The sequence below is a fragment of the Microbacterium sp. 1.5R genome (assembly GCF_007667425.1).
Classification (GTDB): domain Bacteria; phylum Actinomycetota; class Actinomycetes; order Actinomycetales; family Microbacteriaceae; genus Microbacterium.
This window is the reverse complement of record NZ_VDRC01000001.1, coordinates 1,514,642-1,539,215: the sequence shown is the minus strand read 5'-3', so window position 1 is coordinate 1,539,215 and position 24,574 is coordinate 1,514,642. Positions and strand designations below refer to the sequence as shown.

At 69.6% G+C, this 24,574-nt stretch carries 25 protein-coding genes; 9 read left to right on the top strand and 16 right to left on the bottom strand.

All coding sequences use genetic code 11. From position 1 onward, the window contains the following. Positions 1-81: 81 nt before the first annotated feature. On the bottom strand, positions 82-813 hold the full coding sequence (pnuC, locus tag FSY98_RS07430; protein WP_144875366.1) for a nicotinamide riboside transporter PnuC: 732 nt from the start codon (positions 811-813) through the stop codon (positions 82-84). Further along, positions 810-1,370, bottom strand: a complete 561-nt coding sequence (locus FSY98_RS07425; RefSeq protein WP_144875364.1) for a GNAT family N-acetyltransferase — start codon at positions 1,368-1,370, stop codon at positions 810-812. The genes pnuC and FSY98_RS07425 overlap by 4 nt, the downstream gene beginning before the upstream one ends. Positions 1,371-1,666: 296 nt before the next feature. On the opposite strand from FSY98_RS07425, the gene FSY98_RS07420 reads away from it, so the two are divergent. Both FSY98_RS07420 and FSY98_RS07415 read left to right on the top strand, forming a co-directional pair. Continuing rightward, entirely contained in the window at positions 1,667-2,419 is a 753-nt protein-coding gene (locus tag FSY98_RS07420; RefSeq protein ID WP_144875362.1) for an SDR family oxidoreductase, read from the top strand. Positions 2,420-2,529: 110 nt separating this feature from the next. Continuing rightward, a complete protein-coding gene (locus FSY98_RS07415; RefSeq protein ID WP_144875360.1) occupies positions 2,530-3,879 on the top strand; it encodes an HNH endonuclease signature motif containing protein in 1,350 nt (449 codons plus the stop codon). Between the two features lie 82 nt (positions 3,880-3,961). Here FSY98_RS07415 and FSY98_RS07410 read toward each other — a convergent pair whose 3' ends face one another. Continuing rightward, positions 3,962-4,879 (bottom strand): DUF808 domain-containing protein, encoded by a 918-nt coding sequence (locus FSY98_RS07410; protein ID WP_144875358.1) that lies wholly within the window; start codon positions 4,877-4,879, stop codon positions 3,962-3,964. 166 nt (positions 4,880-5,045) lie between these two features. Here FSY98_RS07410 and msrB point away from each other — a divergent pair, with 166 nt between their 5' ends. Both msrB and msrA read left to right on the top strand, forming a co-directional pair. Further along, positions 5,046-5,522, top strand: a complete 477-nt coding sequence (msrB, locus tag FSY98_RS07405; RefSeq protein ID WP_144875356.1) for a peptide-methionine (R)-S-oxide reductase MsrB — start codon at positions 5,046-5,048, stop codon at positions 5,520-5,522. Continuing rightward, positions 5,519-6,061, top strand: a complete 543-nt coding sequence (gene msrA, locus FSY98_RS07400) for a peptide-methionine (S)-S-oxide reductase MsrA (protein ID WP_144875354.1) — start codon at positions 5,519-5,521, stop codon at positions 6,059-6,061. Before msrB ends, msrA begins: the two co-directional genes overlap by 4 nt. Positions 6,062-6,170: 109 nt before the next feature. Here the strand turns inward: msrA and FSY98_RS07395 are convergent, their stop codons facing one another. From FSY98_RS07395 to FSY98_RS07385, 3 genes are all read right to left on the bottom strand, one after another. Then, positions 6,171-6,980, bottom strand: a complete 810-nt coding sequence (locus FSY98_RS07395; protein WP_144876649.1) for an alpha/beta fold hydrolase — start codon at positions 6,978-6,980, stop codon at positions 6,171-6,173. 289 nt (positions 6,981-7,269) lie between these two features. Continuing rightward, complete coding sequence (locus tag FSY98_RS07390) at positions 7,270-8,748, bottom strand: catalase (protein WP_144875352.1); 1,479 nt, start codon at positions 8,746-8,748, stop codon at positions 7,270-7,272. A 66-nt stretch (positions 8,749-8,814) separates the two neighbouring features. After that, the gene (locus FSY98_RS07385; RefSeq protein ID WP_144875350.1) at positions 8,815-9,237 is read right to left on the bottom strand and encodes a Fur family transcriptional regulator; all 423 of its coding nucleotides are present in this window, start codon (positions 9,235-9,237) and stop codon (positions 8,815-8,817) included. Between the two features lie 106 nt (positions 9,238-9,343). On the opposite strand from FSY98_RS07385, the gene FSY98_RS07380 reads away from it, so the two are divergent. After that, entirely contained in the window at positions 9,344-9,901 is a 558-nt protein-coding gene (locus tag FSY98_RS07380) for a hypothetical protein (RefSeq protein WP_144875348.1), read from the top strand. A gap of 41 nt (positions 9,902-9,942) precedes the next feature. On the opposite strand, the gene FSY98_RS07375 is transcribed toward FSY98_RS07380, so the two are convergent. The 9 genes from FSY98_RS07375 to cycA form a co-directional block, all read right to left on the bottom strand. Beyond that, the gene (locus FSY98_RS07375; protein ID WP_260857308.1) at positions 9,943-10,599 is read right to left on the bottom strand and encodes a histidine phosphatase family protein; all 657 of its coding nucleotides are present in this window, start codon (positions 10,597-10,599) and stop codon (positions 9,943-9,945) included. Between the two features lie 163 nt (positions 10,600-10,762). After that, on the bottom strand, positions 10,763-12,805 hold the full coding sequence (locus FSY98_RS07370) for a hypothetical protein (RefSeq protein WP_144875346.1): 2,043 nt from the start codon (positions 12,803-12,805) through the stop codon (positions 10,763-10,765). After that, positions 12,802-13,779, bottom strand: coding sequence for a glycoside hydrolase family 130 protein (locus FSY98_RS07365; RefSeq protein ID WP_144875344.1), 978 nt, complete (start codon positions 13,777-13,779; stop codon positions 12,802-12,804). The genes FSY98_RS07370 and FSY98_RS07365 overlap by 4 nt, the downstream gene beginning before the upstream one ends. A gap of 32 nt (positions 13,780-13,811) precedes the next feature. Further along, positions 13,812-14,654, bottom strand: a complete 843-nt coding sequence (locus FSY98_RS07360; protein WP_144875343.1) for a carbohydrate ABC transporter permease — start codon at positions 14,652-14,654, stop codon at positions 13,812-13,814. Continuing rightward, a complete protein-coding gene (locus FSY98_RS07355; protein WP_260857307.1) occupies positions 14,651-15,613 on the bottom strand; it encodes a carbohydrate ABC transporter permease in 963 nt (320 codons plus the stop codon). Before FSY98_RS07355 ends, FSY98_RS07360 begins: the two co-directional genes overlap by 4 nt. A 19-nt stretch (positions 15,614-15,632) precedes the next feature. Continuing rightward, positions 15,633-16,895, bottom strand: coding sequence for an extracellular solute-binding protein (locus tag FSY98_RS07350; protein WP_144875341.1), 1,263 nt, complete (start codon positions 16,893-16,895; stop codon positions 15,633-15,635). A 111-nt stretch (positions 16,896-17,006) separates the two neighbouring features. Beyond that, positions 17,007-17,999, bottom strand: coding sequence for a LacI family DNA-binding transcriptional regulator (locus FSY98_RS07345; protein WP_144875339.1), 993 nt, complete (start codon positions 17,997-17,999; stop codon positions 17,007-17,009). Between the two features lie 148 nt (positions 18,000-18,147). Beyond that, positions 18,148-19,077 (bottom strand): J domain-containing protein, encoded by a 930-nt coding sequence (locus FSY98_RS07340; protein ID WP_144875337.1) that lies wholly within the window; start codon positions 19,075-19,077, stop codon positions 18,148-18,150. Positions 19,078-19,140: 63 nt separating this feature from the next. Next, entirely contained in the window at positions 19,141-20,592 is a 1,452-nt protein-coding gene (gene cycA / locus FSY98_RS07335; protein WP_144875335.1) for a D-serine/D-alanine/glycine transporter, read from the bottom strand. Positions 20,593-20,694: 102 nt separating this feature from the next. Here cycA and FSY98_RS07330 point away from each other — a divergent pair, with 102 nt between their 5' ends. Both FSY98_RS07330 and FSY98_RS07325 read left to right on the top strand, forming a co-directional pair. After that, positions 20,695-22,173 carry an MATE family efflux transporter gene (locus FSY98_RS07330; RefSeq protein WP_144875333.1) on the top strand — a complete coding sequence of 493 codons (1,479 nt, stop codon included), beginning with the start codon at positions 20,695-20,697 and terminating at the stop codon, positions 22,171-22,173. A 102-nt stretch (positions 22,174-22,275) separates the two neighbouring features. Beyond that, positions 22,276-22,698 (top strand): hypothetical protein, encoded by a 423-nt coding sequence (locus tag FSY98_RS07325; RefSeq protein WP_144875331.1) that lies wholly within the window; start codon positions 22,276-22,278, stop codon positions 22,696-22,698. A gap of 30 nt (positions 22,699-22,728) precedes the next feature. Here the strand turns inward: FSY98_RS07325 and FSY98_RS07320 are convergent, their stop codons facing one another. Next, positions 22,729-23,205, bottom strand: coding sequence for an acyl-CoA thioesterase (locus FSY98_RS07320; protein WP_144875329.1), 477 nt, complete (start codon positions 23,203-23,205; stop codon positions 22,729-22,731). Between the two features lie 159 nt (positions 23,206-23,364). On the opposite strand from FSY98_RS07320, the gene FSY98_RS07315 reads away from it, so the two are divergent. Together FSY98_RS07315 and FSY98_RS07310 are read left to right on the top strand one after the other, a co-directional pair. Continuing rightward, positions 23,365-23,979: a ClpP family protease gene (locus tag FSY98_RS07315; protein ID WP_144875327.1), complete on the top strand. Its 615-nt coding sequence runs from the start codon at positions 23,365-23,367 to the stop codon at positions 23,977-23,979. Continuing rightward, entirely contained in the window at positions 23,976-24,569 is a 594-nt protein-coding gene (locus FSY98_RS07310; protein ID WP_144875325.1) for a ClpP family protease, read from the top strand. The genes FSY98_RS07315 and FSY98_RS07310 overlap by 4 nt, the downstream gene beginning before the upstream one ends. Positions 24,570-24,574 lie beyond the last annotated feature (5 nt).

The window sequence follows — 24,574 nt, the reverse complement described above, 5'->3', positions numbered from 1 at the left end:
AACTGCGATCCGGGCGATTCGAAACGGGCGGGCGGTCAGCGGCAGCGGCAGCGGAAGCAGCAGCGGCAGCAGGGGCGGCGGTCAGCGACGGCGGCGCTGACGGGTGCGGACCGGAGCGGTCTGCGGGCGCGGATCCGGCATCAGCGTCTCGACCTGCGGTTTCGCGTTCGCCTGCGCGCGGCACCAGACCACGAAACCGACGGCCGTGAAGACGCCGTAGAACACGTACATGAACCCGGTCGCGTAGAACCCGGCGGCGAACAGCAGCGGCACCCCGACGACGTCGACGGCGATCCAGATGAGCCAGAACTCCGTCCAGCCCTTCGCCATGCCATAGGTGGCGAGCAGCGAGCCGACGAACGTCCACGCGTCCGCCCAGACCGGTTCGTACGAGCCGAGCGCGCGGAAGAGCGGGGTGAGCGCGACCGTGCCGATGACGAGGACGAGCACGAGTCCGAGACGCGCGCTGTTCGGCGCCCAGCGCGGGGTGACCCGTCCGTCGTCGCTCGACGCCCGCTTCCAGCGCACCCACCCGTAGATCGCGACGACGATGAACATGACCTGACGGCCGGCCTGGCCGAGCAGATGCGGCAGCTCATGGTCGGGGTTCAGGATCGTCCCCAGGAACACGGTCAGGAGCAGCAGGTTGCCGACGATGCCGACCGGCCACGCCCAGATCTTGCGGCGCATGCCGCCGAGCGCGCTCGCGAGCCCGAACGCGTTGCCCACGACCTCGCGCACGAGGAGCGCCTGACCGCCCGGCAGCACCCACTGCGAATTGAAGACGTCGACGAGCCAGAGGAGGGGGTTCACTCGGCGGCTCCGTCGGTGTCGGACGGCTCCGGCGCCGACTCCGGCGGGAACGGGCGCTCGTCGAGGATCAGCTGCAGGAAGGTGAGGTCGAGCCAGCGTCCGAACTTGGCGCCGACCTGCGGCATCCGTCCGACCTGGAGGAAATCTAGGCGCTTGTGCAGCACGATCGATGCGAGGTTGCCGCTCTCGACCGCGGCGACCATGACGTGCACGCCGAGGCGGCGGGCACGATCGATGAGCTCGATCATGAGGGCCTTGCCGATGCCGCGACCCTGCTGGTCGTCGCGGACGTAGACGGAGTGCTCGACCGTGTGGCGGTAGCCGCTGTGCGGGCGCCAGTCCCCGAACGAGGCGTAGCCGACGACGCCGGTCTCGTCGACCGCGACGATCACCGGGTATCCGCGCTCCCGCCGTGCGGCCAGCCAGGCGGCGCGGTCGGCGACATCGACGGCGTTCTCGTTCCAGATGGCCGTGGTGTGCTCGACGGCATGGTTGTGGATGTCGGTGATGGCGTCGAGGTCGGCCGTCTCGGCATCCCGGATCTGAGCGTCGCTCATCGGTTCTCCTGCGGGGCGTGCGGTGCGCAGGGGGTCTGCGGGTGCGCAGGGACGACGCTAGCAGGATGCCGGTGCGACCGGCGTGCGCGCTCACCGGTCGGGTGTTGGCGGGGGTCGGGTGGCTGCGCGTGGTCGGGTGTGCGGGAGGGGGCTGCGCGTGGTCGGGTGTGCGGGAGGGGGCTGCGCGTGGTCGGGTGTGCGGGAGGGGCTGCGCGTGGTCGGGTGCGCGCAGGTGGGCGACTGCGCGGGAGAATGTGAGCCCGAGGAGTCGCACGTCGCACAGCAGGAGGATGCAGATGAGGATCGCCGTCGCCGGAGGAACGGGAGTGGTCGGTCGGTACGTGGTGAACGCCGCGACCGAGGCGGGTCACGACGTCGTGGTGCTCGCCCGGTCACGCGGGGTGGACGTGCTGACGGGAGTCGGTCTCGTCGAGGCGCTCGACGGAGCGGATGCCGTCATCGACGCCTCGAACAGCGGCACGACCCTGTCGGCGCGGAAGGCGAAGGCGTTCTTCGAGACCGCGACCCGGAACCTGCTCGACGCGGAGCGGCGGGTCGGCGTGCGGCACCATGTGGCGCTGTCGATCGTCGGCATCGACGACATCGACGCCTCCTACTTCGCGGGCAAGCTCGCGCAGGAGCGCGCCGTGGCCTCGGGTGTCGTGCCGTTCACGATCGCGCGGGCCGGGCAGTTCCATGAGTTCGCCGGGCAGCTCCTTTCGGGGATGGGGGGTCCCGTCGCGCTGATGCCGACGTTGCTCATGCGCCCGGTGGCGGCGCGCGAGGTCGGGGCGCATCTCGTGCGCGTGGCCGAGGGCGGCCCGGTCGGGCGAGCCGCCGACATCGTCGGACCCCGCGACGAGGTGCTCGCCGATGTCGCACGACGACAGCTCGCGTTCGACGGCTCGCGCCGGCGAGTGCTGCAGGTGCGGCTGCCCGGCGCGTACGGCCGCGGCCTCGCGTCCGGCTGGCTGCGCGGCGGAGCGGATGCCGTGCAGGGGTGGGTCGCCTTCGACGAGTGGTTGCGGAGCGACGATCACGGGAAGTGATCGTGGAGGTGGCCGAGGGGGCTGGATGCAGAGGGGGATCGCGGGCGGCGATCCGTGATCGCATGCCGGGATTCTGACGCTGATTCGAACAAATGTACTAAACTGAGGGCATGACCAGCTCGCATCTCGCCCCTCTCCTCGAGGCCTTCACGCGCCTCGACGAGGCGTGGGCGGATGCCGGTGACGGCGCTGAACTTTCTCGCGCGCAGCTGCTCGCCGCGCACGCGGCCGTCGGCGTGGTGCAGCGCAGGCTCGATGGGATCCATGCAGAGATCGCAGCAGGCATCGCCCGCGAATCGCGGCCCCAGCTGGGGCCCGAGGGACTGGCGAAGCAGCAGGGATTCCGCAACCCCGCGACGATGATCGCCGCCACCACCGGCGGATCGACAGGCGACGCGGCTCGACTCGTGAAACTCGGGAAGGCGACAGCACCTCGGGCGAACCTCCTCGGCGAGGCGCTGCCGCCGCGGTACCCGTCCGTGCGGCGAGCGCTCGCCGCGGGTGAGCTGAGCGCGGCAGCCGCGGCGGTCGTCGTCGCTCTGCTCGATCGTGCGCGACTCACCGTCGGCATCGCGCGGGTCGGCGAGGCCGAGGGGATTCTGGTCGAGCGGGCGAGAGGGCTGTCGCTCGACGATGTGCGCAAGCTGGTCGCTCGCGCGGAGGCGTGGCTCGACCCCGACGGCGTGGCGCCGCGCGAAGAGCAGGCGAGGTCACAGCGGTCACTGACGATGTTCGAGCGCGACGGATCGCTGCACCTCACTCTGCAGACCGACATCGCCTCGGGGGCACCCATCGAGGCGGCGATCCAGGCCTACGTCGGAGCGACGTTCCAGGCCCGCGCGCAGGCACCTGAGCCTACGGCTCCCGATGCCGACCGCCGCACCGTCGCGATGATCCAGGCCGATGCGCTGACGACGATCTGCGAGCATGCCACCGGCTGCGACAACGGCGGGATGCCGGCGACCGGGGCCACGGTCGTCGTGCGGGTGTCGCTCGACGACCTCACGGCAGGCTCGGGCGTCGCCATGATCGACGGCACCGAACGCCCCGTGAGCGTCAGCACGTGCCGGCGGATGGCGGCGAGTGGGGGTGTGATCCCGGCGGTCCTCGGATCGGACGGGGAAATCCTGGACTGGGGGCGGGAGAAGCGACTCTTCACCCGAGCTCAGCGCCTGGCGCTCGTCGAACGCGACGGCGGATGCGCGATGTGCGGACTCCCGCCTCAGATGACGAAGGCCCATCACGTCCGGTGGTGGCAGCGAGATGCCGGCCCGACCGACCTCCGCAACGGGGTGCTGCTCTGCGAGTCGTGTCATCATCGGATCCACGACAACGGATGGGACATCCGTATCGACGGCATAGGCGTCGCGGGTCGCGTGTGGCTGATCCCGCCGGCGAACGTCGACCCGGCCCGCACCCCGCGCCTCGGCGGGCGAGCTCGCTACGACATCGCGGCGTAGCGAGCGCATCCGCGTCCGCGTCGCACCACCGGCTCGGACGCGCGGTCTACGCGCGCACCCGAGTGCAGATCAGACCGCGGGCTCAGACGTGCACGTCGGCGGGCGACTCCTCGCCCTCGTGGAAGCTCGGCCGCTTGCCGAACACGCGCCCGATCCCGAGCACCGCGCCGACGATGATCAGGCCGGCCACGAGCCCGGCGATCGCCGAGAACAGAGTGTCGCCGATCCACACGATGACACCGCCGGCCGGCTCCAGGGCGTGCTCGATAGCGTGCAGGATGTCGGCGCCGAAGTGCACGCCCACCTCACCGAGGTTCACGAGCAGCAGGTGCCCGCCGACCCACAGCATCGCCACGGTGCCGAGGATGCTGATGAAGCGGAACACCGCCGGCATCGACCGCACGATGCGCGTCCCGGTGTGACGCACCCGGCGCTCCGGGCTCTTCGCCATCTTCAGGCCGATGTCGTCGATCTTCACCAGTAGCGCCACCGCGCCGTACACGACACCCGTCATCAGCACCGCGATCACCGCGAGGATGGCGAGCGTCGTCCAGACGTCGAGGCCCGCCTCGAGATTGGAGAGCGAGATCAGCATGATCTCGGTCGACAGGATGAGGTCGGTGCGCACGGCACCGAACACGAGCTTCCTCTCGTCACGGGCACCCTCGTCCGCGTGACCGTGATGAACGCCGAACCACTCGAGCACCTTCTCGGCGCCCTCGAAGCACAGATACGCGCCACCGAGGATCAGCAGATACGGCAGCACCCACGGGGCGAACGCCGTCAGCAGCAACGCGATCGGGATGATGATCACGAACTTGTTCGCCAACGACCCCAGCGCGATCTTCGCGACCACGGGCAGCTCCCGCGCGGGCGTGATCCCCTGCACGTACTGCGGGGTGACAGCGGCGTCGTCGATCACGACACCCGCGGCTTTGGCGGACGCCTTCATGGCCGCGCTGAGGATGTCATCGACGACCGCGAGCAATCCCACCGACATGTGCGTTCTCCCCAGGAATCCGTGTGCAGAAGCGTGCAGACGAGCAACTCTATCGACTTCCCCGAAACTCACAGCCCGCTCCCAGCCCCACGGGACCAAAAACGGACCTCCGCCGGTTCTCCTCTAAGACGCCGCAGCCAGCCGCGTCGGACAAAGGAGACAGATCATGTCGAACGACTACGGCAAGACCCCTCAGGCGGTCAGCGAGCTCACGCACCTGCAGTACGAGGTGACGCAGGAGGACGCCACCGAGCCGCCCTTCCGCAATGCCTACTGGAACAACCACGACGCCGGCATCTACGTCGATGTCGTCTCCGGGCAGCCGCTGTTCTCATCCGCCGACAAATACGACAGCGGAACCGGATGGCCGAGCTTCACCAAGCCGATCGAGGCGGATGCCGTGACGACCCGCACCGACCGCACACTGTTCATGAAGCGCACCGAGGCGCGATCAGCCGGCGCCGACAGCCACCTCGGGCACGTGTTCGACGACGGACCCCGAGACGCGGGAGGATTGCGATACTGCATGAACTCCGCCGCTCTCCGGTTCATCCCCGCTGACAGGCTCGAGGAAGAGGGATACGGTCGCTACAGCCACCTCTTCGACACCACCACCGCCCACACCCCTGAGGAGCAGTCATGACCGACACCGGAGCCATCACCCGCACACCCGGAACCGAGACGGCCGTCCTGGCCGGCGGCTGCTTCTGGGGCATGGAAGACCTGATCCGTCGCCAGCCGGGCGTGCTCGACACCCGTGTCGGCTACACCGGGGGGCAGAACGATCACGCCACCTACCGCAATCACCCCGGGCACGCGGAGGCCGTCGAGATCGTGTTCGACCCGACGAAGACGGCCTACCGCGACATCCTCGCGTTCTTCTTCCAGATCCACGACCCGTCGACCCTGAACCGTCAGGGCAACGACATCGGGTCGAGCTACCGCTCGGCGATCTTCCCGCTCACCCCCGAGCAGGAGACCGTGGCCCGCGACACGATCGCCGACGTCGACGCGTCGGGTCTCTGGCCCGCCAAGGCCGTCACCACGATCGAGCCCGAGGGTCCGTTCTGGGAGGCCGAGCCCGAGCACCAGGACTACCTGATCAAGTACCCCAACGGCTACACCTGCCACTTCCCGCGTGCGGGATGGGTGCTGCCCAAGCGCGAGACCACCGCCGTCTGACGCGCGGTCGCCCCTCTCGCCGCGCCGAGACCCCGGCATCTCGTCGAGACCCCCGCCTGCTGACGTCAGCGGGCGGGGGTCTCGACGATAACGCGGGGTCTCGGCGAAGTCACGACTCCGCGAGGAACCCGATCGCCGCGTCCTTGAAGTCGCGCGAACCAGGGGCGTTGAAGTGGTTGCGATTCGGGATCTCGAAGAAGCGCCCCTCCGGCGCCGCGGAGGCGAGGGCCCGCGAACCCTCGATGACGGCATCCTTCGAGCCGGTCGCGAACAGGATCGGGCTGGCCGGAGCATTGGCCGGGTCAGGATCGATGGTGCTCGACGACCGCAGTCCCTCGGCCAGCGCGACGAGAGCGCTGAGGTCGTTGCCGGGTACGCGTTCGTTGAGCGCGATGTAGTTCTGCGTCACCGGATCGGCCACAGGCGTGCCGTCCGCGAGATACGCGCGCACCTGCGCGAGATCCAGACGAGCGAGAGGGATGCCGTCGGGCACCCCGCCCAGCACCGCCCGCCCGATGCGCTGCGGCAGATCGCGGACCACCTCCCATCCGACCCGCGCGCCGAGCGAGTAACCCGCGTAGAACGCCTCATCGACGAGATACGCGTCCATCACCGTCTCGACATCGGTCGCCAGGGTGCGGATGCCGTACGCATCGGCCTGATGCGGCTTCTCGCTCAGCCCGTGGCCGCGCTGGTCGAGCGCGAGCACGCGGTACCCCGCCTGGGTGAGCTGCCGCACCCACCCTGTGAGCACCCAGGTGTCCCTGGCACTCGACGCGAATCCGTGCACGAGCACGACGACGCGGGCATCGACCTCACCCCACGTGTAGGTCGCGAGGCGGGTGCCGTCGGCCGCGTAGACCTGCTGCGGCGTGGGCATGCTGTTCAAGTCGGAGAGAGGGACGGCCACGGCATCCATTCTCTCGCGCGGCACGGCATGATGATCGTGCGTCCGACATCGGACGCCGCGTGAGCACTGCGATCACCCACCCGCGGTCGGGTGAGTGTGCTGCACGTCTCGGCGTCCTGACCCGCCCCGCCCCGCCCCGCCCCACACCCCCGCCCCCGCCCCGCACCCCCACCCCGCCGAGACCCCGGGTTCACGCCGAAACCCCCTCCTGCGGACGTTCGCAAGAGGGGGTTTGGGCGCTGAGACGGGGTCTCGGCGCGGTGCGGGTGCGCGCTCAGCGCGCGGTGCGGGTGCGCGCTCAGGCCGCGGACACGGTGCGGCGCAGGGCCTCGCCGAGCGCGGCATCCACGTTCGTCCAGTACTGGAAGAAGCGCTCGCGGATCACGTCGACCGTGAGGCCCTTGCCCTGGCCGGTGAGGGTCTCGAGGAACCGGGCGCGCTGCTCGTCGTCGAAGACCTCGCGGTAGAGGGTGCCGGCCTGGCCGAAGTCGTCGTCGTCGGCGTGCAGCGTGGCCGCGGTGCGGATCAGCTCGCCGTCGGACTCCCAGCTCGCCTCGACGCCCGCCAGCGGGTCGGCCTCGGGCCCGCCGGCGGCGCCGTACGAGTTCGGCGTGTACACGCGGTGCTCGGCCGGGTTGAACCGGTACTGCATGTTGCCCTCGTGCATGTAATTGCGCACCTCGGCGGCATGCGGCTGGTTCACCGGCAGCTGGTTGTAGTTCGTGCCGACGCGGTGACGCTGGGCGTCGGGGTATGCGAAGACACGGGCCATCAGCATCTTGTCGGGCGAGATGCCGGTTCCGGGCACCTGGTTGCCGGGCGAGAACGCGGCCTGCTCGATCTCGGCGAAGAAGTTCTGCGGGTTGCGGTTCAGCGTGAACGTGCCGACCTTGATGCGCGGGTAGTCCTTCTTCGACCAGGTCTTCGTCAGGTCGAACGGGTTGAAGCGGTAGGCCTTGGCCTCCTCGTACGGCATGATCTGCACGTAGACGTCCCACGAGGGGTGCTCGCCGCGGGTGATCGCGTCGAACAGGTCGCGGCGGTAGAAGTCGGCATCCGACCCGGCGAGCTGCTCCGCCTCGTCGGCGTGCATCGCCTCGACGCCCTGGTTGGACAGGAAGTGGTACTGCACCCAGAAGCGCTCGCCCTCGGCGTTGACCCACTGGTACGTGTGCGAGCCGTAGCCGTTCATGTGGCGCCAGCTGCGGGGCAGACCGCGGTCGCCCATGAGGTAGGTCACCTGGTGGGCCGACTCGGGGGAGAGGGTCCAGAAGTCCCACTGCATGTCGGCATCCCGCAGGCCGGAGTCGCCCAGGCGCTTCTGCGAGTGGATGAAGTCGGGGAACTTCATCGCGTCGCGGATGAAGAAGGTCGGGGTGTTGTTGCCGACGATGTCGAGGTTGCCGTCGGTCGTGTAGAAGCGCAGCGAGAAGCCGCGCACGTCGCGCCAGGTGTCGGGCGAGCCCTGCTCACCGGCGACGGAGGAGAAGCGCAGCAGCGTCTCGCTGGTCGCGCCGGGCTGGAAGACGGCGGCACGGGTGTAGGCCGAGACGTCCTCGGTGACGACGAACTCGCCGAAGGCGCCGCCGCCCTTGGCGTGCGGGTTGCGCTCCGGCACGCGCTCGCGGTTGAACGACGCGAGCTTCTCGACCAGGTAGCGGTCGTGCAGAACGGTGGGGCCGTCGGCGCCGACCGTGAGGGAGTGCGCGTCGCTGGGTGCGGGCGTACCGGTCTGCGTCGTGGTGGCGGGCTTCGCCTGGTCGTGCGGGTTCGTCATTTTCTTCTCCTTCTGCGCGTAGGTGCGACGAGTACCCCTGCCCGGCGGGCAGGCGGATGCGTCGAGCTACTGCGCGGCGGTCTGGCAGCTGGGGCAGAGGCCCCAGAAGGTGACTTCGGCTGTCTGGACGGTGAATCCCCCGGCCGAAGACGGGGTGAGGCACGGTGCTTCGCCGACGACGCAGTCCACGTCGCCGATCGCACCGCACCCGGTGCAGACGACATGGTGGTGGTTGTCGCCGATGCGCCGTTCGTAGAGGGCAGCGGACCCTGCCGGTTCGATCCGGCGGAGCAGGCCCGCCGTCGTCAGGTCCGCGAGGATGTTGTGCACCGACTGGATCGACGTCGTCGGCAGCACCTCGGAGACTGTGCGGAACACGCGCTCCGCATCGGTGTGGGCCAGGGATTCCATCGCCTCGAGGACGGCGACGCGGCCCGCGGTCGCCCTCAGACCGGCGTCGTGCAGCGCCGACTCGAGTGTGGTTTCCATGGCTTCGACCCTACACGTTCTTTTGAGTGATTCAAAAGAGCGGCGTGTCGTATGCCGGAACACGACGGGGGTTGCGGTCTCCTGAGGTCTCCGTAGCGTGGAGGGCATGAACGGCGAACGGATGGCGACGGTCGGACTCCTGCTCGCAGCGACGCTGGGGGTGGTCGGATGCGCGCCGACGACGGATGCCGAGCGCGACGCGTCACCGACCCCGTCGCCCAGCGCGAGCGCCTCAGCCACCCCCGACCCCGACGCCGACCCCGACGCCGAGATCGACGCCGCTATCGCGGAGGCGGAGGGGATGCTGCCCATCCCCGTCGAGGAGATCGCCGAATGGTCGAAGACGGTCGTTCCCGGGTCGGATGCCGAGGGGCATGCCGGCTCGCTCGCGGGGTGGCTCAGCGACGCGACCTCTGCGCATCACACGACGCGGTTCCAGTCGCTCGAGCCCGGGGCGTACCAGGCGCAGATCGCGTGCCGGGGCGAGGGCACGATCTCGATATCCGGGGGCGACCTCGATGTCGGGCTCTCACCCGAGCCGACGCAGTGCTCGAACGCCACCATCGCCTTCGACGTGAACACCACGGCCACGGGCCTGGAGGTCGTGCTCGACCTGGACGGCGACCCGAGCGTCTACGCCGTGTCGTTGCGCCGCGTGGGCTGAACGGCGGGGTGTGAGGCCGTGCGGTACGCCTGACGCCGGGGTCAGGACTCCGACGGCGCGAGCGGCAGTTCGAGTCCGTAGTTCCACGACAGGATCGCCGGCTGCTCGCGGTAGAAGCTCAGCACCGAGACGGACCCGGCATTGAGCGAGATCTGCGCGCCGAAGCGCGGCGCGAGCCGCAGGTAGACAGCGGTGAGGATGCGGAGGAAGTGCCCGTGCGCGACGAGCGCGACATCACCCTCGGCGAGCACCGGCAGCACCCGGGTGAGCACGCGCGACGCCCGCGCAGCGACCTCCTCGACCGTCTCGCCGGGTGTGTCCCCGCGCACGACGCCGTGCGTGAAGGCGCTCCAGTCGTACCCGAGCTCGGCCCTGATGTCCTTCGTCGTACGGCCCTCGTACCCGCCGTAGTCCCATTCGACGAGCAGCGGATCGACCTCGGCGTGCAGCCCGGCGAGTTCGGCGGTCCGCCTGGCCCGTTCGAGCGGAGACGTCAGCACGAGCGAGAAGTCGTAGTCGGCGACGAGCCGCCCCGCACCACGGGCGAGGTCCTCTCCCCGTGCGGTCAGCGGGATGTCGGTGAGCCCGGTGTGCCGACCCGCCTTCGACCACTCGGTCTCACCGTGTCGCAGCAGCACGAGCTTGCCGGTCGGGTTGTCGGGGGCGGGGCGGTCGGGCAGCGGGTCGGTCGTCGGCACACAGCCAGCCTACGCGCCGCGCTCGCCGCGATGCCGACCCGGCCCCGTTCGCGCGAGCCACCCTCCCCGACGCGGTGCCAAACGGGGTGGGTCGCACAGAAGAGGGTGGGTCGCACAGAAGAGGGTGGGTCGGCGCGAGCGGCAGGGGGCGCGAGAGGGGGACTCACCGGGTGACGGTGAATCCCCCGCCGCGCACCCGCACCTTTCGACCGCCCACGGCTTGCCCGCGCTGCGATCCGTCGGCGTCGTACGCGCGCCCCGAACCCGGGGCCAGAGCCGCGACGCGCTGATCCCGGCCGGTCCCGTCCGCGTAGAGCACGGCCGGGCCCGAGGTCGTCGCGTACACCGCCGTCGCCACGGCCGGCTGGATCACGAGCGCATCGAGCCGGACGTCTCCGCGGCTCGTGCACCGCACCACCACCGACTCGCCGGGCAGGTCGCCGCCCAGGCGCTGCGGCACCAGCATCCCGTCCGCCTCCGTGAGACCGCGGTCGCCCGTGCCGCCGGCCGGTGTGCGTGTGGTCCACAGCCGCTTCCGCCCGCGGAACACCTCCCACACCGCTTCCCCGACGTCGGCGGCCTGCCGCCAGATCAGACCGTGCAGGATGCCGCCGGCCTCCGTCACGTCGAACTCCACCGTCTCACCGGCGGGAACCCGCACGAATGCGCCGCTCGACAGATTGCCCTCCCCGGTCCACGCGCCGCCCGCCGGCCGCTCGACCACGCACCCGGCCGACAGTCGCGCCGTCTCGGCCTCGAGCACCCGGAGCCCCGAGAAAGAGCTCAACCCGGTGATCGAGGTCGCGAGGCCCGCGACGTCGCGGTTCGCGTCGAGGAGCAGCATCGTCAGCAGCCCGTGGATGGTCGACTCGGCTCCCGCGTTGCGGTTGATCCGCCCGTCGGTCTCCACACCGTCGAAGGTCACGCCCGTGGCGGGGTCGTACACGGGCTCCCCGGCGGTGTTCGCGCCGAAGAACCAGCCCGCTGCGAGACCCGCGATCAGCCGCAGCCCCTCGCCCCCGCCCGCCGCGGCAGCAGCGAGCGCACCGGCCACCCGACCGTGCGCACCGTACGCGATCTGGGCCTCGGCAGGCAGGGGCGCCCACGCATTGTGGGGTCCACCCGAGGCGAGCACCTGCGGCGTGAACGTCCCCGCGTCGGCGATCGCCGACCGCGACCACTCCCGACGCCGCAGCAGCGCGCCCGCACGACCGAGCGCCTCCGGCGCCGCCGCGCCCCACGCGTGCCAGAAGCCGAGCGACCCGGTCCACGGCAGCACGGCACCGAAGGGCCACCCGCCGCGGGGGTCGGTAGCCATGGCGGCCACCCCCGCACCGTAGCTCGCGAGGGCATCACGGCTGCGTGCATCCCCGATCTCCGCGGCGGCAGCGAGTCCGAGCATGGCCTCGGCCGTGGCATCCGCTCCTCCGGCGATCAGCCACGCCGGCAGGTCGCGTCCGTCGCTGCGCACGAACTGCCCCGCGCGTCCGAGCGACTCCCGTCCCAGCGCATCGAGGCAGAGGTGCAGGCGCTCGAGCAGGAAGGCCGCGAAGGCGGCATCCGTGGCGGCGAATGCGGCGTATCCCTCACCGAACGCCCATACGGTGCGGGCGAGCCAGTACGACTCCGCCGAATCGGACGGGTCGGGCAGCTCGACGGGGATCGCGCTCGGGGTGAGCGTGCCGTCCTCCTGCTGCCACAGCACGACGCGCCCCGCGTTCTGCCCCGAGACGGTCTGCAGGAACGCGAGCGAGCGCAGCACGTCGCGTGCCTCGTCCCGGCTCTGCGAGTCGCCCGTCGCCTTCCAGTCGCGCAGGAACACGACCGCTGCCCTGGCGATGTCGTCGGCGTTGTAGGCGCCCTGCGTCCAGTACCCCGTCGCGGCATCGCGCGTGCCGCCGCCGACCGGACGGTATCCGCCCGCACCGTCGGTGTCGGCGTAGGTCCACGGTGCGCGCACGCGCGGATCGCTCTCGATCCCGAACGTCGTGTGCGTCGCGCTCGCCGCGACCGGCACCTCCGCGAGCAGGAACCGCAGGTGCGCCAGGTTCGTGAGTCGCTTCCGCCTCGCCGCGTCGGTGGGCACATGCAGCGGCAGAGCGGATGCCGAAGACGCCGCCGCGGCATCCATCGGCCCGGTGGGGAGCAGCGCGAGAGCGGAGCTCGCGGCCGCGGCGGTCAGGAAGGCGCGACGGGAGATCGTCATGACTCCTCCCTGAGGGTCCGACCCCACGGCTGCGCCGGGTCGTGGATCGCGACGGCGAGAGTCGTGTCGGACTGGCCGTAGTACGCGAACCACTTCCCGTGGAACTTCACGAGTCCCTCGACGAACGTGACGTTCGAGACGAGTCCGTTGAGGTCCTCGAAGGTCTGCGGGCGCAGCCACGGCTCCTGCAGACGAGCGATGACCTTCGTGGGCTCGTCCGGATCGATCGCGATCTGCCCGCAGCGGTAGTCGACGTCGACCGTGCCGTCGTCGTGCACGGTGCGGGTCGCGCCGTTCGTGAGCATCACGAGCAGACCGTTGTCGGTGACGACGGGCGAGGTGCCGATCTCGACCAGCGCTTCGTCCCACGTGCCGGCAGTGGGCGTGTACATCGGCTCGGTGTCCGGCGTACCCGGTGTCCAGTGGATGAGATCGTCGCTCGTCGCCCAGTAGATGCCGCCCTCGCCGAAGTACATCCACCACTTGCCGTGCATCCTCTGCGGCACGATGACCCCGGCCTTCGACCAGTTGAAGCCCCGGGGGTCCATGGTCTTGAAGGTGTCGAAGTCGTCGAAGAGCGGACCGTGCTTGGTCCAGGTGCGCAGATCGGTCGACGTCGCCAGGCACAGCTGCGCGCTGCGGAGGTCCCATCCCGTATAGGTGAGGTAGTACGTGCCGTCGATGAGCGCGATGCGCGGATCCTCGCAGCCGTGCGTCTCGTACGGTTCGGAGGGGGAGAGGATCGGCGCGTCCTCGCGGGTGAAGTGCACGCCGTCGCTCGACCGCGCGATGCCGATGTGCGACACGATGTCGTCGGCATGCGCGCGGTAGAGCAGCACGACCTCATCGCCGTCGACGAGCGCCGCAGGGTTGTACAGGTTGCCCGACTCCCAGCTGTCGCCTCTCGGCCGAAGGATCGGGTTGCCCTCGTAGGGCGTGAACGGACCGAGGGGGAAGGAGGCTCCGGTGAACATGGGTGTCCTTTCTGGCGGCGCGGATCCGGGCGTCAGCCCTTGACCGCCGCGCCGAGGTCGGTGGCGGTGAAGTAGCGCTGGAAGACGATGAACAGGATGACGACGGGGAACGCCAGTGCCGTGGCCCCGGCGAGGATCGCCCCGTTCGGGTTCGCCGTCGACTGCGCGACGTTGGAGATGTAGTTGGCGAGTGACACCGCGAGCGGCTGCAGCGCGGCATCCTTCGTGATGAGGAAGGGCCAGAGGAACTCGTTCCAGGGGCCGATGAACGTCACCAGCACGACCGTGACGAGCGCCGGGCGGATCAGCGGGATCGCGACCGAGGTCAGCAGCCTGATCTCGCCGGCGCCGTCGATGCGTGCGGCTTCGAAGATCTCGGCGGGAAGCGCCTCGAAGAACTGCACGAAGATGAACACCGCCGTCGTGTTGATGAGGAAGGGCAGGATCATGCCGAGGTACGAGTCGCCGAGGCCGTAGTTGCGAGTGATCTGCACATACAGCGGGATCATCAGCAGCTGGAACGGCACCATCTGCACGAGCAGCATCAGCACCCACACGACGCCGCGTCCCCGGAAGTCGAGCCGCGCGATCGCGTACCCCGCGAGCAGCCCGAACACGATCGTGCCGAGCAGCACGCCGACGGTGAAGATCAAGGAGTTCACGAGCGACCCGAGCAGATCGATGCGCGAGTCGATGGCGATGAAGTTGTCGACCGTCCAGCCGCCGGTGGGCAGCAGTTCGCTCGGCGAGTTGGTCGGGCTCTCCTGGAACGCGCCGACCAGCATGAAGTAGAACGGGAACGCGAACCCGATCGCCGCGGCCGTGAGCAGGACGATGCTGAGGATGCGGGGCAGTGAACGTCGGCGGGTCATCATCGCTCCCTCGTCGCGCGGTTGGCCATGAGCGACAGCATCCCGACGAGGATCACGAGGATCATGCCGATGGCTGCCGCGGTGTCGGGGTTCTGCTGCTGGATCCCCAGCTGGTAGATCAGCAGCACGGGCGTGGTGGAGGCGCCGTCGGGGCCGCCGCCGTTCGTGAGCAGGTACGGCTCGGTGAACAGGTTCGCCCCGGTGATGATCGACAGGATCAACACGAGCGTCGTCGCGCTGCGCACCCCGGGGACGGTGACGTTCCAGAATCGGGCGAAAGCACCGGCTCCGTCGGTCTCGGCCGATTCGTACAGCTCCTTCGGCACGTTCTGCAGCGCCGCGAGGTACAGCAGGATGTAGAAGCCGAGCTGCTTCCACGTCACGTAGAGCGCGATCATCGGCATCGCCAAGCCGCTGTTCACGAGCCACGACGGGTCCGGCGCGAGCGGTCCGAGGATGGTGTTGATCAGGCCGTTGCCCGAGAACAGCAGCATCCACACGCCGACGAGCGAGACGCTCGCCGTGAGGTACGGCACGTAGAACGCCACACGGTACGCGGAGGCCCAGCGGATGCCGGTGTTCAGCGCCGCGGCGAGGACGAGCGACAGCACGGCGGTGAGCGGAACGTTGATCACCAGGAAGATCAGGGTGTTGCGGAATGCGCCGAGCACCCGCGGGTCGGTGAGCACGGTCACGAAGTTGTCGAAGCCGACGAAGGGCCGCTCGACCTCCGCGCCGGGGGCGGTGAAGAAGTAGTCGTGGAACGCGATGTAGACCGCGAAGCCGAGGGGGAAGGCGAAGATCGCCAGCACGAACACGAGGTACGGCAGCGCGAACACGCCGCCGATCGGCTGTGCACCCAACCAGCGGGTGCGCAGCGATCGCGATGACCTGGCCGGCGGGGTGGCCGGGGCAGCAGGTGCCCCGGCCACGTCCGTGACCGCGTCGTCTCGGAGAGTCATGACCCTGACGTCCCTGACGTCACTCGGCGACGAGGTCGTCGATCTTCGTCGTGGCGTTCTTGAGGAAGTCGTCGATCGACTCCTTGCCGAAGATCACGGCCGAGGAGTACTCGTCGCGGAACGCCTGCCATGCCTCGACCGAGTTCGCGATACTCGGCACATCAGCCGTCGCCTCCGCCTGCTCGGCGAACGACACGTAGTCGGGGTTCGCGCTGAAGTAGTCGGCGTAGGTGCCGGTGAGGTCGGTGCGCATCGGCATCTGACCGGTGGCCTCGAGCAGCTGGCCGTCGCTGTCCTCGCTGGTCGAGAACTTCAGGAACTCCCACGCGGTGCCTTGGTTCTCGCAGGCGGTGAACATCGAGACGCTCTTCGAGTCGGCGAAGGTGGTCGGGTTCTCCCGGCCGTCACTCGTGGGCACGGGCATGAAACCCACGTCGACCGTGTCGGCGTACGAGGGGATCGCCCAGGGGCCGGCGAGCTGCATGGCCGTCGTGCCGGCCGACATCGCATCGTCGGTCGAGGCCTCGTTCGGCGACAGCTTCTCCTCGTAGAACGTCGCCCAGAAGTCGGCGACGGTGCGGCCGGCATCCGAGTCGACCGTGGCCTTGCCGTCTTCGACGAGCATCGTGCCGTCGGTCTCGGCGAGGTACAGCGGGTAGAAGTCGAACCACGGCTGGTAGAACTCGCTGGTCGGCGCCGGCCAGATCGCGCTCTGCACGCCGGACTCGACGATCTTGCGCGACCCGTCGAGGAACGCGTCGTACGTGTTCATCTGCGGGTTCTCGGGGTCGATGCCTGCGGCCTGGAACAGTGCCTTGTTGTACATGACCATGACGGGGTTCGACTTCCAGGGCACCTGGTAGTAGGCGCCGTCGGTCGAGTACGAGTCGACCTCCCCACCCCGTTCGGTGATGTAATCGTCGGCGCCGTCGATCTCGCTGAGGTTCACGAGGCCGCCCTGCTTGACCCAGCCCGACACGGCTGCCGGGGCCACGTTGTAGACGAGGCAGGGGGCGGTGCCGGCGGTGATCGCCGCGGTGATGGCCTCCTCCGACGACGAGCCGGCGGGGATCTCCTGAGCGGTGACCTTCTCGTCGGGGTGCTCGGCGTTCCAGGCGTCGACCACCGACTGGCCCCACTCGACCTCCTGTTCGTTGTTCGAGAGCCAGATCTTGATCGGACCGGTGCCGTCGGCGGAACCGCCTCCGCCGCCGCCCGCCGAGCAGCCGGTGACGACGAGAGCGGTGACGCCCAGCAGTGCTGCTGCACGGATCTTCTTCATGGTGTCCTCCTTGACGTATGACGAAAGCGCGGTGGTGCGGGTTCGGGTGGTGCTGTCGGGTCGTGCCGTTTCGGGTCGTGCTGGTCGGGGGTCTCTCCTGGCGGAGACGGGTCAGCCTGCGGTGCTCTCGCGGAAGCGCACGACGGTGCAATCGACCTCTTCGGTGCGGGGGTCGGCTCCGAGGATGTCGGCCTGCAGCAGGCGCGCTGCTGCGCGACCTCGCGCCGCAGCCCCCGACGACACGCTCGTGAGCGCGGGGGAGAGGTGGGCCGAGAGGTGGTCGTCGTCGAAGCCTGAGATCGCGAGGTCGCGGGGGACCTGCAGACCCTGCGACCTCGCGTACGACAGCCCGGCGATGGCCATGGTGTCGTTCGAGTACAGGATCGCCGTCGGCCGGTCGGGGAGGGCCAGCAGCTCGGCGGTGCGCTCGCGACCGCTGGATGCCGTGAAGTCGCCCTCGCGCAGCAGGGTGTCGTCGCCGATCGCGGCGATGTAGGCATCCGCCCGCACCCGGGAGTGCACGTAGTCGAGGGGGCCCGATACGTGTGCGATGCGGGTGTGGCCGGCGGCACGGAGATGGTCGACGATCTCGGCCACGGGTGCGGCGTCGTCGGTGCGCACGCACGAGAAGCGGGTCGGCTGCTCGTAGGCTCCGATGAGAACGGTGGGCACCCGGAGCTCTTCGAGCAGCGGGACCCGCCAGTCGTCGGTGCGCAGATCGAGCAGCAGGGCGCCGTCGGCCCGGCCGTGGCTGAGGGTGCGGTAGGCGCGCTCCTCGGCATCCCGGTCCGGCACGACCTGCAGCAGCAGCGCCGTCTCGGTCGCGGCGAGCACCGACTCGACTCCGGCGATGAAGGCGGGGAAGAACGAGTCGTTCGCGATGACCTCGGGGTCACGGGCGAGCACGACAGCGACCGCATTGGCGCGCTGCGTCGCGAGGGCACGGGCGCTCTGACTCGGCACCCAGTTCAGCTTCTCGGCGGCGGCGATGACCTTGGCGCGGGTGTCGTCGGAGATGGGCCGCTTGCCGCTCATCGCGTGCGAGACGGTGGCCTTGGTGACGCCGGCTTCGCGGGCGACGTCGGCGATGGTCGTGCGGCTCATGCCACCTCCTCGTGTGAACCGGTTTGACAAAGGTAAACCGGTTTGACGAGCATTGTCAACGGCCTCTCAGACTTTCGAATCGCTTGCATTGCAGGTCTCGGACCCCGAAACCCGCAATGCAAGCGATTCGAAAGCGGCGGGGATGCCGTCAGACGAAGGTGACGGTCTGCTGCAGCCGCGTGCGGACGTCGAACAGCTCGTTCCCGCCGATCGCCCGCGCGCCGGGAACCCCCTGCCGCAGCACCATCGCCAGCGCACTGCGCCGCACCACCACCACCGGGATGCCGCGGCTGGTGCCGAGCGGCGTCACCGCCTGCGCGAGGTCGTCGTCGGGGAGCACGACGATCGCCCCGCCGAACTTCACCCGCGCGGCCTTGGCCACGGCACGCATCCTGGCGAGGGCGGCGGTGACCGGTGCCCGCGTGCCGAGACTCGGGCCGGTGATCTCGCCTCGGCGGAAGCCGACCACTCCGCCGAAGTCCTCCGACATCACTCCGTACAGGCCAGAGGGGCTGAGGATGACGTGGTCGAGCTTGTCGTCGGGGTGCGACCCGGTCGCGACGTCGTGCCACACCGTGAAGCCCATGCCCAGTGCACTCACGGTGCGGGCGGTCGCCTCCTCGGCCAGCGCGTCGGCGAGCATGCGGCGCAGCTCACGGGGGGCGGAGCGCACGAGTGCGGGGTCGTAGGGGTCCGGCACCTCGACGCCGAATCCCGCCCATTCCCGGATCAGGGTCAGATACCGCTCGCGACGCCACCCACCGGGGTGCCCGTACGAGCGCGCCTTCGGCCGGGTGTCGGTGCGCGCGGCCGCACGGGGGCGCCATCCCGACTCCTCGGAATCCGTGGGGATGCCGGGATGCACGCCGCTGCGGCGGTCGTAGGCCGCACGCAGCTCGGGGGTGCCGATCAGCTCCCACGCACGCTGCACCTGGATGAAGATCGTCGCGTCGCCGCCCGTATCGGGGTGCGACTGCCGCAGCCTCAGGCGATACGCGCGGCGCAACTCGTCGTGTGCGACATCAGGGTCGACGCCGAGGATCTCGTAGGCCGAGGCCGAGAGCGGACTGTCGAACATCGCTCTCCTTCCGCGACCGCGGCGTCCAGGATATCCGCCCGGTGCTGTGCGTCGGCCGCGTCCCTACTCGGCGGAGTCGCTCCGCAGATGCGCGATGTGCGCGGCGTGCCGCTCGAGGTGGTTCTGCGACTTCCGCACGAACAGCCACGCGACCACGAGAAGCGCGAACCAGATCGGCGTCACGAGCAGCGCGGTCAGCGTGTCGGGCTGCGTCGTCAGCGCCCAGAGGATGAACACGAAGAACGCGAGCACCACGAACACCATGAACACGCCGCCCGGCATCCGGAAGGTCGATGCCGCCGCCTTCTCGGGGCGGGTGCGGCGGTAGGCGAGGTAGCTGAACAGGAAAATCGTCCAGACGAACATGAAGCACACGGCGGAGACGGTCGTGACCATGTCGAACGCCGTGCCGATGTCCTTGCCCGCGTAGAGCAGAACGACGCCGGAGAGCAGCAGGATGCAGGAGAGGAAGAGCGCGTTCTGCGGCACTCGGCGCTTCGACAGGCGGCCGAACAGTCGCGGGGCGTCGCCGTCTCTGGCGAGTCCGAACACCATGCGCGAGGTCGAGTAGATGCCGGAGTTCGCGCTCGACATCGCCGAGGTGAGTACGACGAGGTTGACCACGGTCGCGGCGATCCCGAGTCCGGCGAGCGCGAACATCGCGATGAAGGGGCTCTCGCCGGCGACGTACTCGGTCCACGGCGTGACGGCCATGAGGATCACGAGGGCGCCGACGTAGAACAGCAGGATGCGGATGGGGATGGCGTTGATCGCCTTCGGCAGGTTGCGCTCGGGGTCCTTGGTCTCGGCCGCGGCCGTGCCGACGAGCTCGATACCGACGAAGGCGAACACCGCGATCTGGAAGCCGGCGACGAAGCCCATGAAGCCGTGCGGGAACATGCCGCCGTGGTTCCACAGGTTCGCGAAGCTCGCGGTCCCGGCGTCGTGCTGGAAGCCGGTGACGATCATCACGAGACCTGTGACGATGAGCGCCACGATCGCGACGATCTTGATGAGCGCGAACCAGAACTCCATCTCGCCGAAGGCGGCGACGGTGGGCAGGTTCAGCGCGAGCAGAATCACCACGACGAGAACACCCGGAATCCACAGCGGGATGCCGGGGAACAGCGCGTCCGTGTACCCCGCGATCGCGATGACGTCGGCGACGCCGGTGACCACCCAGCAGAACCAGTAGGTCCATCCGGTGAAGAACCCCGCCCACGGGCCGAGCAGGTCGCTGGCGAAGTCGCTGAACGACTTGTACTTGAGGTTCGACAGCAGCAGCTCGCCCATCGCCCGCATGACGAAGAAGAGCATGAAGCCGATGATCATGTAGACGAAGATCACCGAGGGGCCGGCGACCGAGATCGTCTTGCCGCTGCCCATGAAGAGGCCGGTGCCGATGGCTCCGCCGATCGCCAGCAGCTGGATGTGCCGGTTGCTCAGCGCTCGCCGCAGGTGCTGGTCGTCGTCGCCGACTCCGGGGTCGGATGCTGTGGGCTTCGCGGTGCTCATTCCACCGACCGTAGTCACGGATCGGGGATACCGCTCCACCGAATCGATTCGATATCCTGGTGGTCCCCCGATCCGTTCCCCAGTCCTGCGAGCCGCTTCCCCATGGCCACCTCTCTCACCACGGGCCGCCCGTGGCGTGTCATCCTCTCGTTCTCCGTCCCGCTGCTCATCGGCAACGTGGTGCAGCAGATGTACCAGTTCGCCGACGCGGTCGTCGTCGGCCGCCAGCTCGGCGTGGCATCCCTCGCAGCCGTCGGCGCGACGGGCAGCCTGCTCTTCCTTCTCATCGGCTTCGCGTGGGGCCTGACCACCGGGTTCGCGATCCCGATCGCGCAGGCGTTCGGGGCCGGAGACGCACCCGGCGTCCGCCGATCCGTCGCGACGGGTGTGATCCTCACGGGCATCACGAGCGTGGTGCTGACGATCGTCGCGCCCCTGATCTCGCGGCCCCTTCTCGAATTGCTGCAGACGCCGGCCGAGCTCCTGCCCGAGGCGACGATCTTCACGCAGATCAGCTTCCTCGGCGCGAGCGCGACGATGTTCTTCAACTACCTCTCGGCGATCATCCGCGCGATCGGCGACTCCCGCACCCCGCTGGTGTTCCTCACCGTCTCGTGCGCGTTGAACGTCGGACTCGTGGTGCTCCTCGTCGGCCCGCTCGACTGGGGTGTGGGCGGCGCCGCGCTCGCGACGGTCGTGGCGCAGGCCGTCTCGGTCGCGTTGTGCCTGGAGTTCGTGCGCCGCCGGCTCCCGATGCTGCACCTGCGTGCGGCCGACTGGCGGGTCACCCGCGACGACGTCCGCGAGCACCTGCGGCTAGGTCTGCCGATGGGCTTTCAGGCGTCGATCATCGCGATCGGCACCCTGACCGTGCAGGTCGCGCTGAACACGCTCGGATCCGATGCGGTTGCGGCGTACACGACGGCATCCCGTGTCGACGGTCTCGCTGTCGCCTTCCTCTCGTCGCTGGGACTCGCCGCGTCGATGTACGCGGCGCAGAACCTCGGCGGCCGCCGCCCCGACCGCATCCGTCGCGGTGTGATCGAGGGCACCTGGATGGCGATCGGCGCCGGACTGCTGCTCGGCGTCGTCATCATCGCCTTCGGCGCCCCGCTCGTCCGGCTGTTCGTCGGTCACGGGGTCGACGCCGACGAGGTGGTCGACCTCGCCCACCTCATGCTCATCATCAACGGATGCGGGTACTGGGCCCTCGGCATCCTGTTCGTCCTCCGCGGAGCGCTGCAGGGACTCGGCCATACGCTCGTCCCCACGGTGACCGGGGTGATCGAGCTCGTGATGCGCGTCGGCGCCGCGGTGATCCTCGGCTCGCTCATCGGCTTCGAGGGCGTCGCGCTCAGCAATCCGCTCGCGTGGCTGGGTGCGATCGTGCTGCTGGTGCCGGCCTACATCCGAGCGCACCGCGGACTCGCGATGCTCAAGGTCGACCCGGTCGAGGCGACCGAGACGTCGACCATGGCCATCGTCGGCCCCGTCGACGGATCGATGGTGGTGGATGCCGTCGTCACCCAGCCCATCCGCACGGTGCGCGGCGCGCGCTTCGGCTGGCTGACCCGTCGCTGAACGGCGAGTCAAGATTGCGCAACGTCATCCTGCAGAGGGATGCCGCGGCCGCACCGCGTCCGTACTGTTGAGAGTGCGGAGGGACCGCTGACGGGGGGCGTCATGACATCATCGAGGGTTGCAAGCGAGCTCGCATCGGTTCTGGTGCCGATCGGCATCGTGGGGGCCGTGCTGGCGGGGTTGTGCGCGCTGGTCGCGGCGATCGCCGTCATGCGCGGAGCGGGGGGTCTCGCAGGCGGTGCGGTCGGGGTGTGGATCCCCGCCGCGGTGCTGAGTCTGGCCGCGTCGTTCGCGAATCAGTGGATGCCGATCATCGTCTCCGGCGCGCTGCTGGTCGGCCTGCTCATCATCGGGGCGGTCGTGCGCGGCATCGTCGACGCGGGGGAGCCCGCTCGCTCGACGGCGCGCGCGGCGCGCATCACGGCCGCGGCGGGCCACGCGCAGACGGGCGCCGTCGCCACGACGGCCGGAGCTGTGACGACGTCGACGCCGGCGACGGGCTCCATCCCCGCGCTGGCCGGCTGACGCCACTGCGGGCGGACCGGCCGAGCGCCCTCAGAGCTTGGGCAGCGGGACCGTCCCCGTCGCCAGTCGCTCCGTCGGCATGCGGTCGCGGTTGTAGGTGATGTCGCGGTAGCCGTGCGGTGTCGGGCGGCCGTTCTCGTCCAGGCTCACGAACACGATCTTCTCGATCGTGAGGATGCGCTTGCGCGTGATCATGTTGCGGGCGACCGCGCGCATCGTGAGCGACGTGATGCCGAAGTGCGTCGCCTGCAGTCCGAGCTCGACGAGGTCTCCCTGCACGGCCGAGGCCTCGAAGGTGATCTCGGAGATGTGCTTCGTGACCGCGCGATAATTGCCGAGCTGGACGATCGCGTAGATCGCCGCCTCCTCGTCGATCCAATTCAACAGGCTGCCGCCGAAGAGCGAGCCGTTGGCGTTGAGGTCCTCCGGACGCACCCATTTGCGGGTGCGGAAGTTGATGCCGTCCTCCGACCACTGCCACTCGGGTGTCTGCTGCTGCGTCGTCATGCGGTCGAGGCTACGTCCGTCGTGAGTCAGCGATGTTACGCGCGGGAGACGCGGGATGTCGCCCGCGCAGCGCGTCGGCACGGGGGTGCTCTGCTCACGGCGGATCCGCCCGAGGCGGATTCCAGAGCGGGCCGCGGAAGTGCGGCGGATGCTGGGGGCATGAGCGAAGACAACCCCATCCCGCAATTCGGGCCGGAGGCCCGTCGCGCGCTGTTCCACGAGCGGGTGCTCGTGCTCCACGGCGCCCTCGACGACGACAACGGCACGCTGCTCATGACGCAGCTGCTGACGCTGTCGGCCGAGGATCCGACCACCGACATCGCCCTGTGGATCCATTCCCCCGGTGGCTCGGTACCCGCCATGCTCGCGATCCGCGACCTCATGACGCTGATCCCGAACGACGTCTCGACCCTGGCCCTCGGGCTCGCCTGCAGCGCCGGTCAGTTCCTGCTCTCCGCGGGCGCGAGGGGCAAGCGCCGGGCCCTGCCGCATGCGCGCATCCTCATGCACCAGGGATCGGCGGGCATCGGCGGTTCGGCCGTCGAGATCGAGACCCAGGCCGGCGACCTGCGCCACATGCGCGACACCGTGCTCGGGCTCATCGCCGTCGACACGGGCCAGTTGCCTGAGCGGATCTTCGAGGACTCCCTCCACGACCGCTGGTACACCGCACGGGAGGCGCAGGACTACGGCTTCATCGACGGCATCCTCGACTCCGTCGCCGACGTCATGCCGCGCCGGCGTGCGCGGGTCGGTCTGGGGGTGGCGTCGTGAGCAGCTACACGATCCCGAACGTCATCGCGCAGCATCCGCGCGGAGAGCGCGTCATGGACGTCTACTCGCACCTGCTCGCGGAGCGCGTCATCTACCTCGGCACCGGCATCGACGCGGGAGTCGCGAACGCGCTCATCGCCCAGCTGCTGCACCTCGACGCCGACAGTCCGGAATCGGCCGTGCAGTTCTACGTCAACAGCGAGGGCGGCGACCCCGGCGCGGCTCTGGCGATCTACGACACGATGCACCACATCCGTCCCCCCATCGCGACGACGTGCGTCGGTCAGGCGATCGGCCCTGCGGCGCTGCTCGTGGCCGCAGGTGCTCCCGGGCAGCGGTCGGCCCTGACTCACGCGCGCATCGTGCTGCACCAGCCGGCCGGGCAGTCGCGTGGCGCGATTCCCGACCTGATCCTCGCGGCCGACGAGGTGGTGCGGGTGCGGTCCGACATGGAGTCCATTCTCGCGAGGCACACCGGCCGCACGGTCGGCGATCTCCGGGCCGACACCGACCGCGACCGCGTGTTCACGGCATCCGCCGCCCTCGACTATGGCCTCGTCGACACCGTGCTGGGGGAGCGGACGGTGTGAATCCG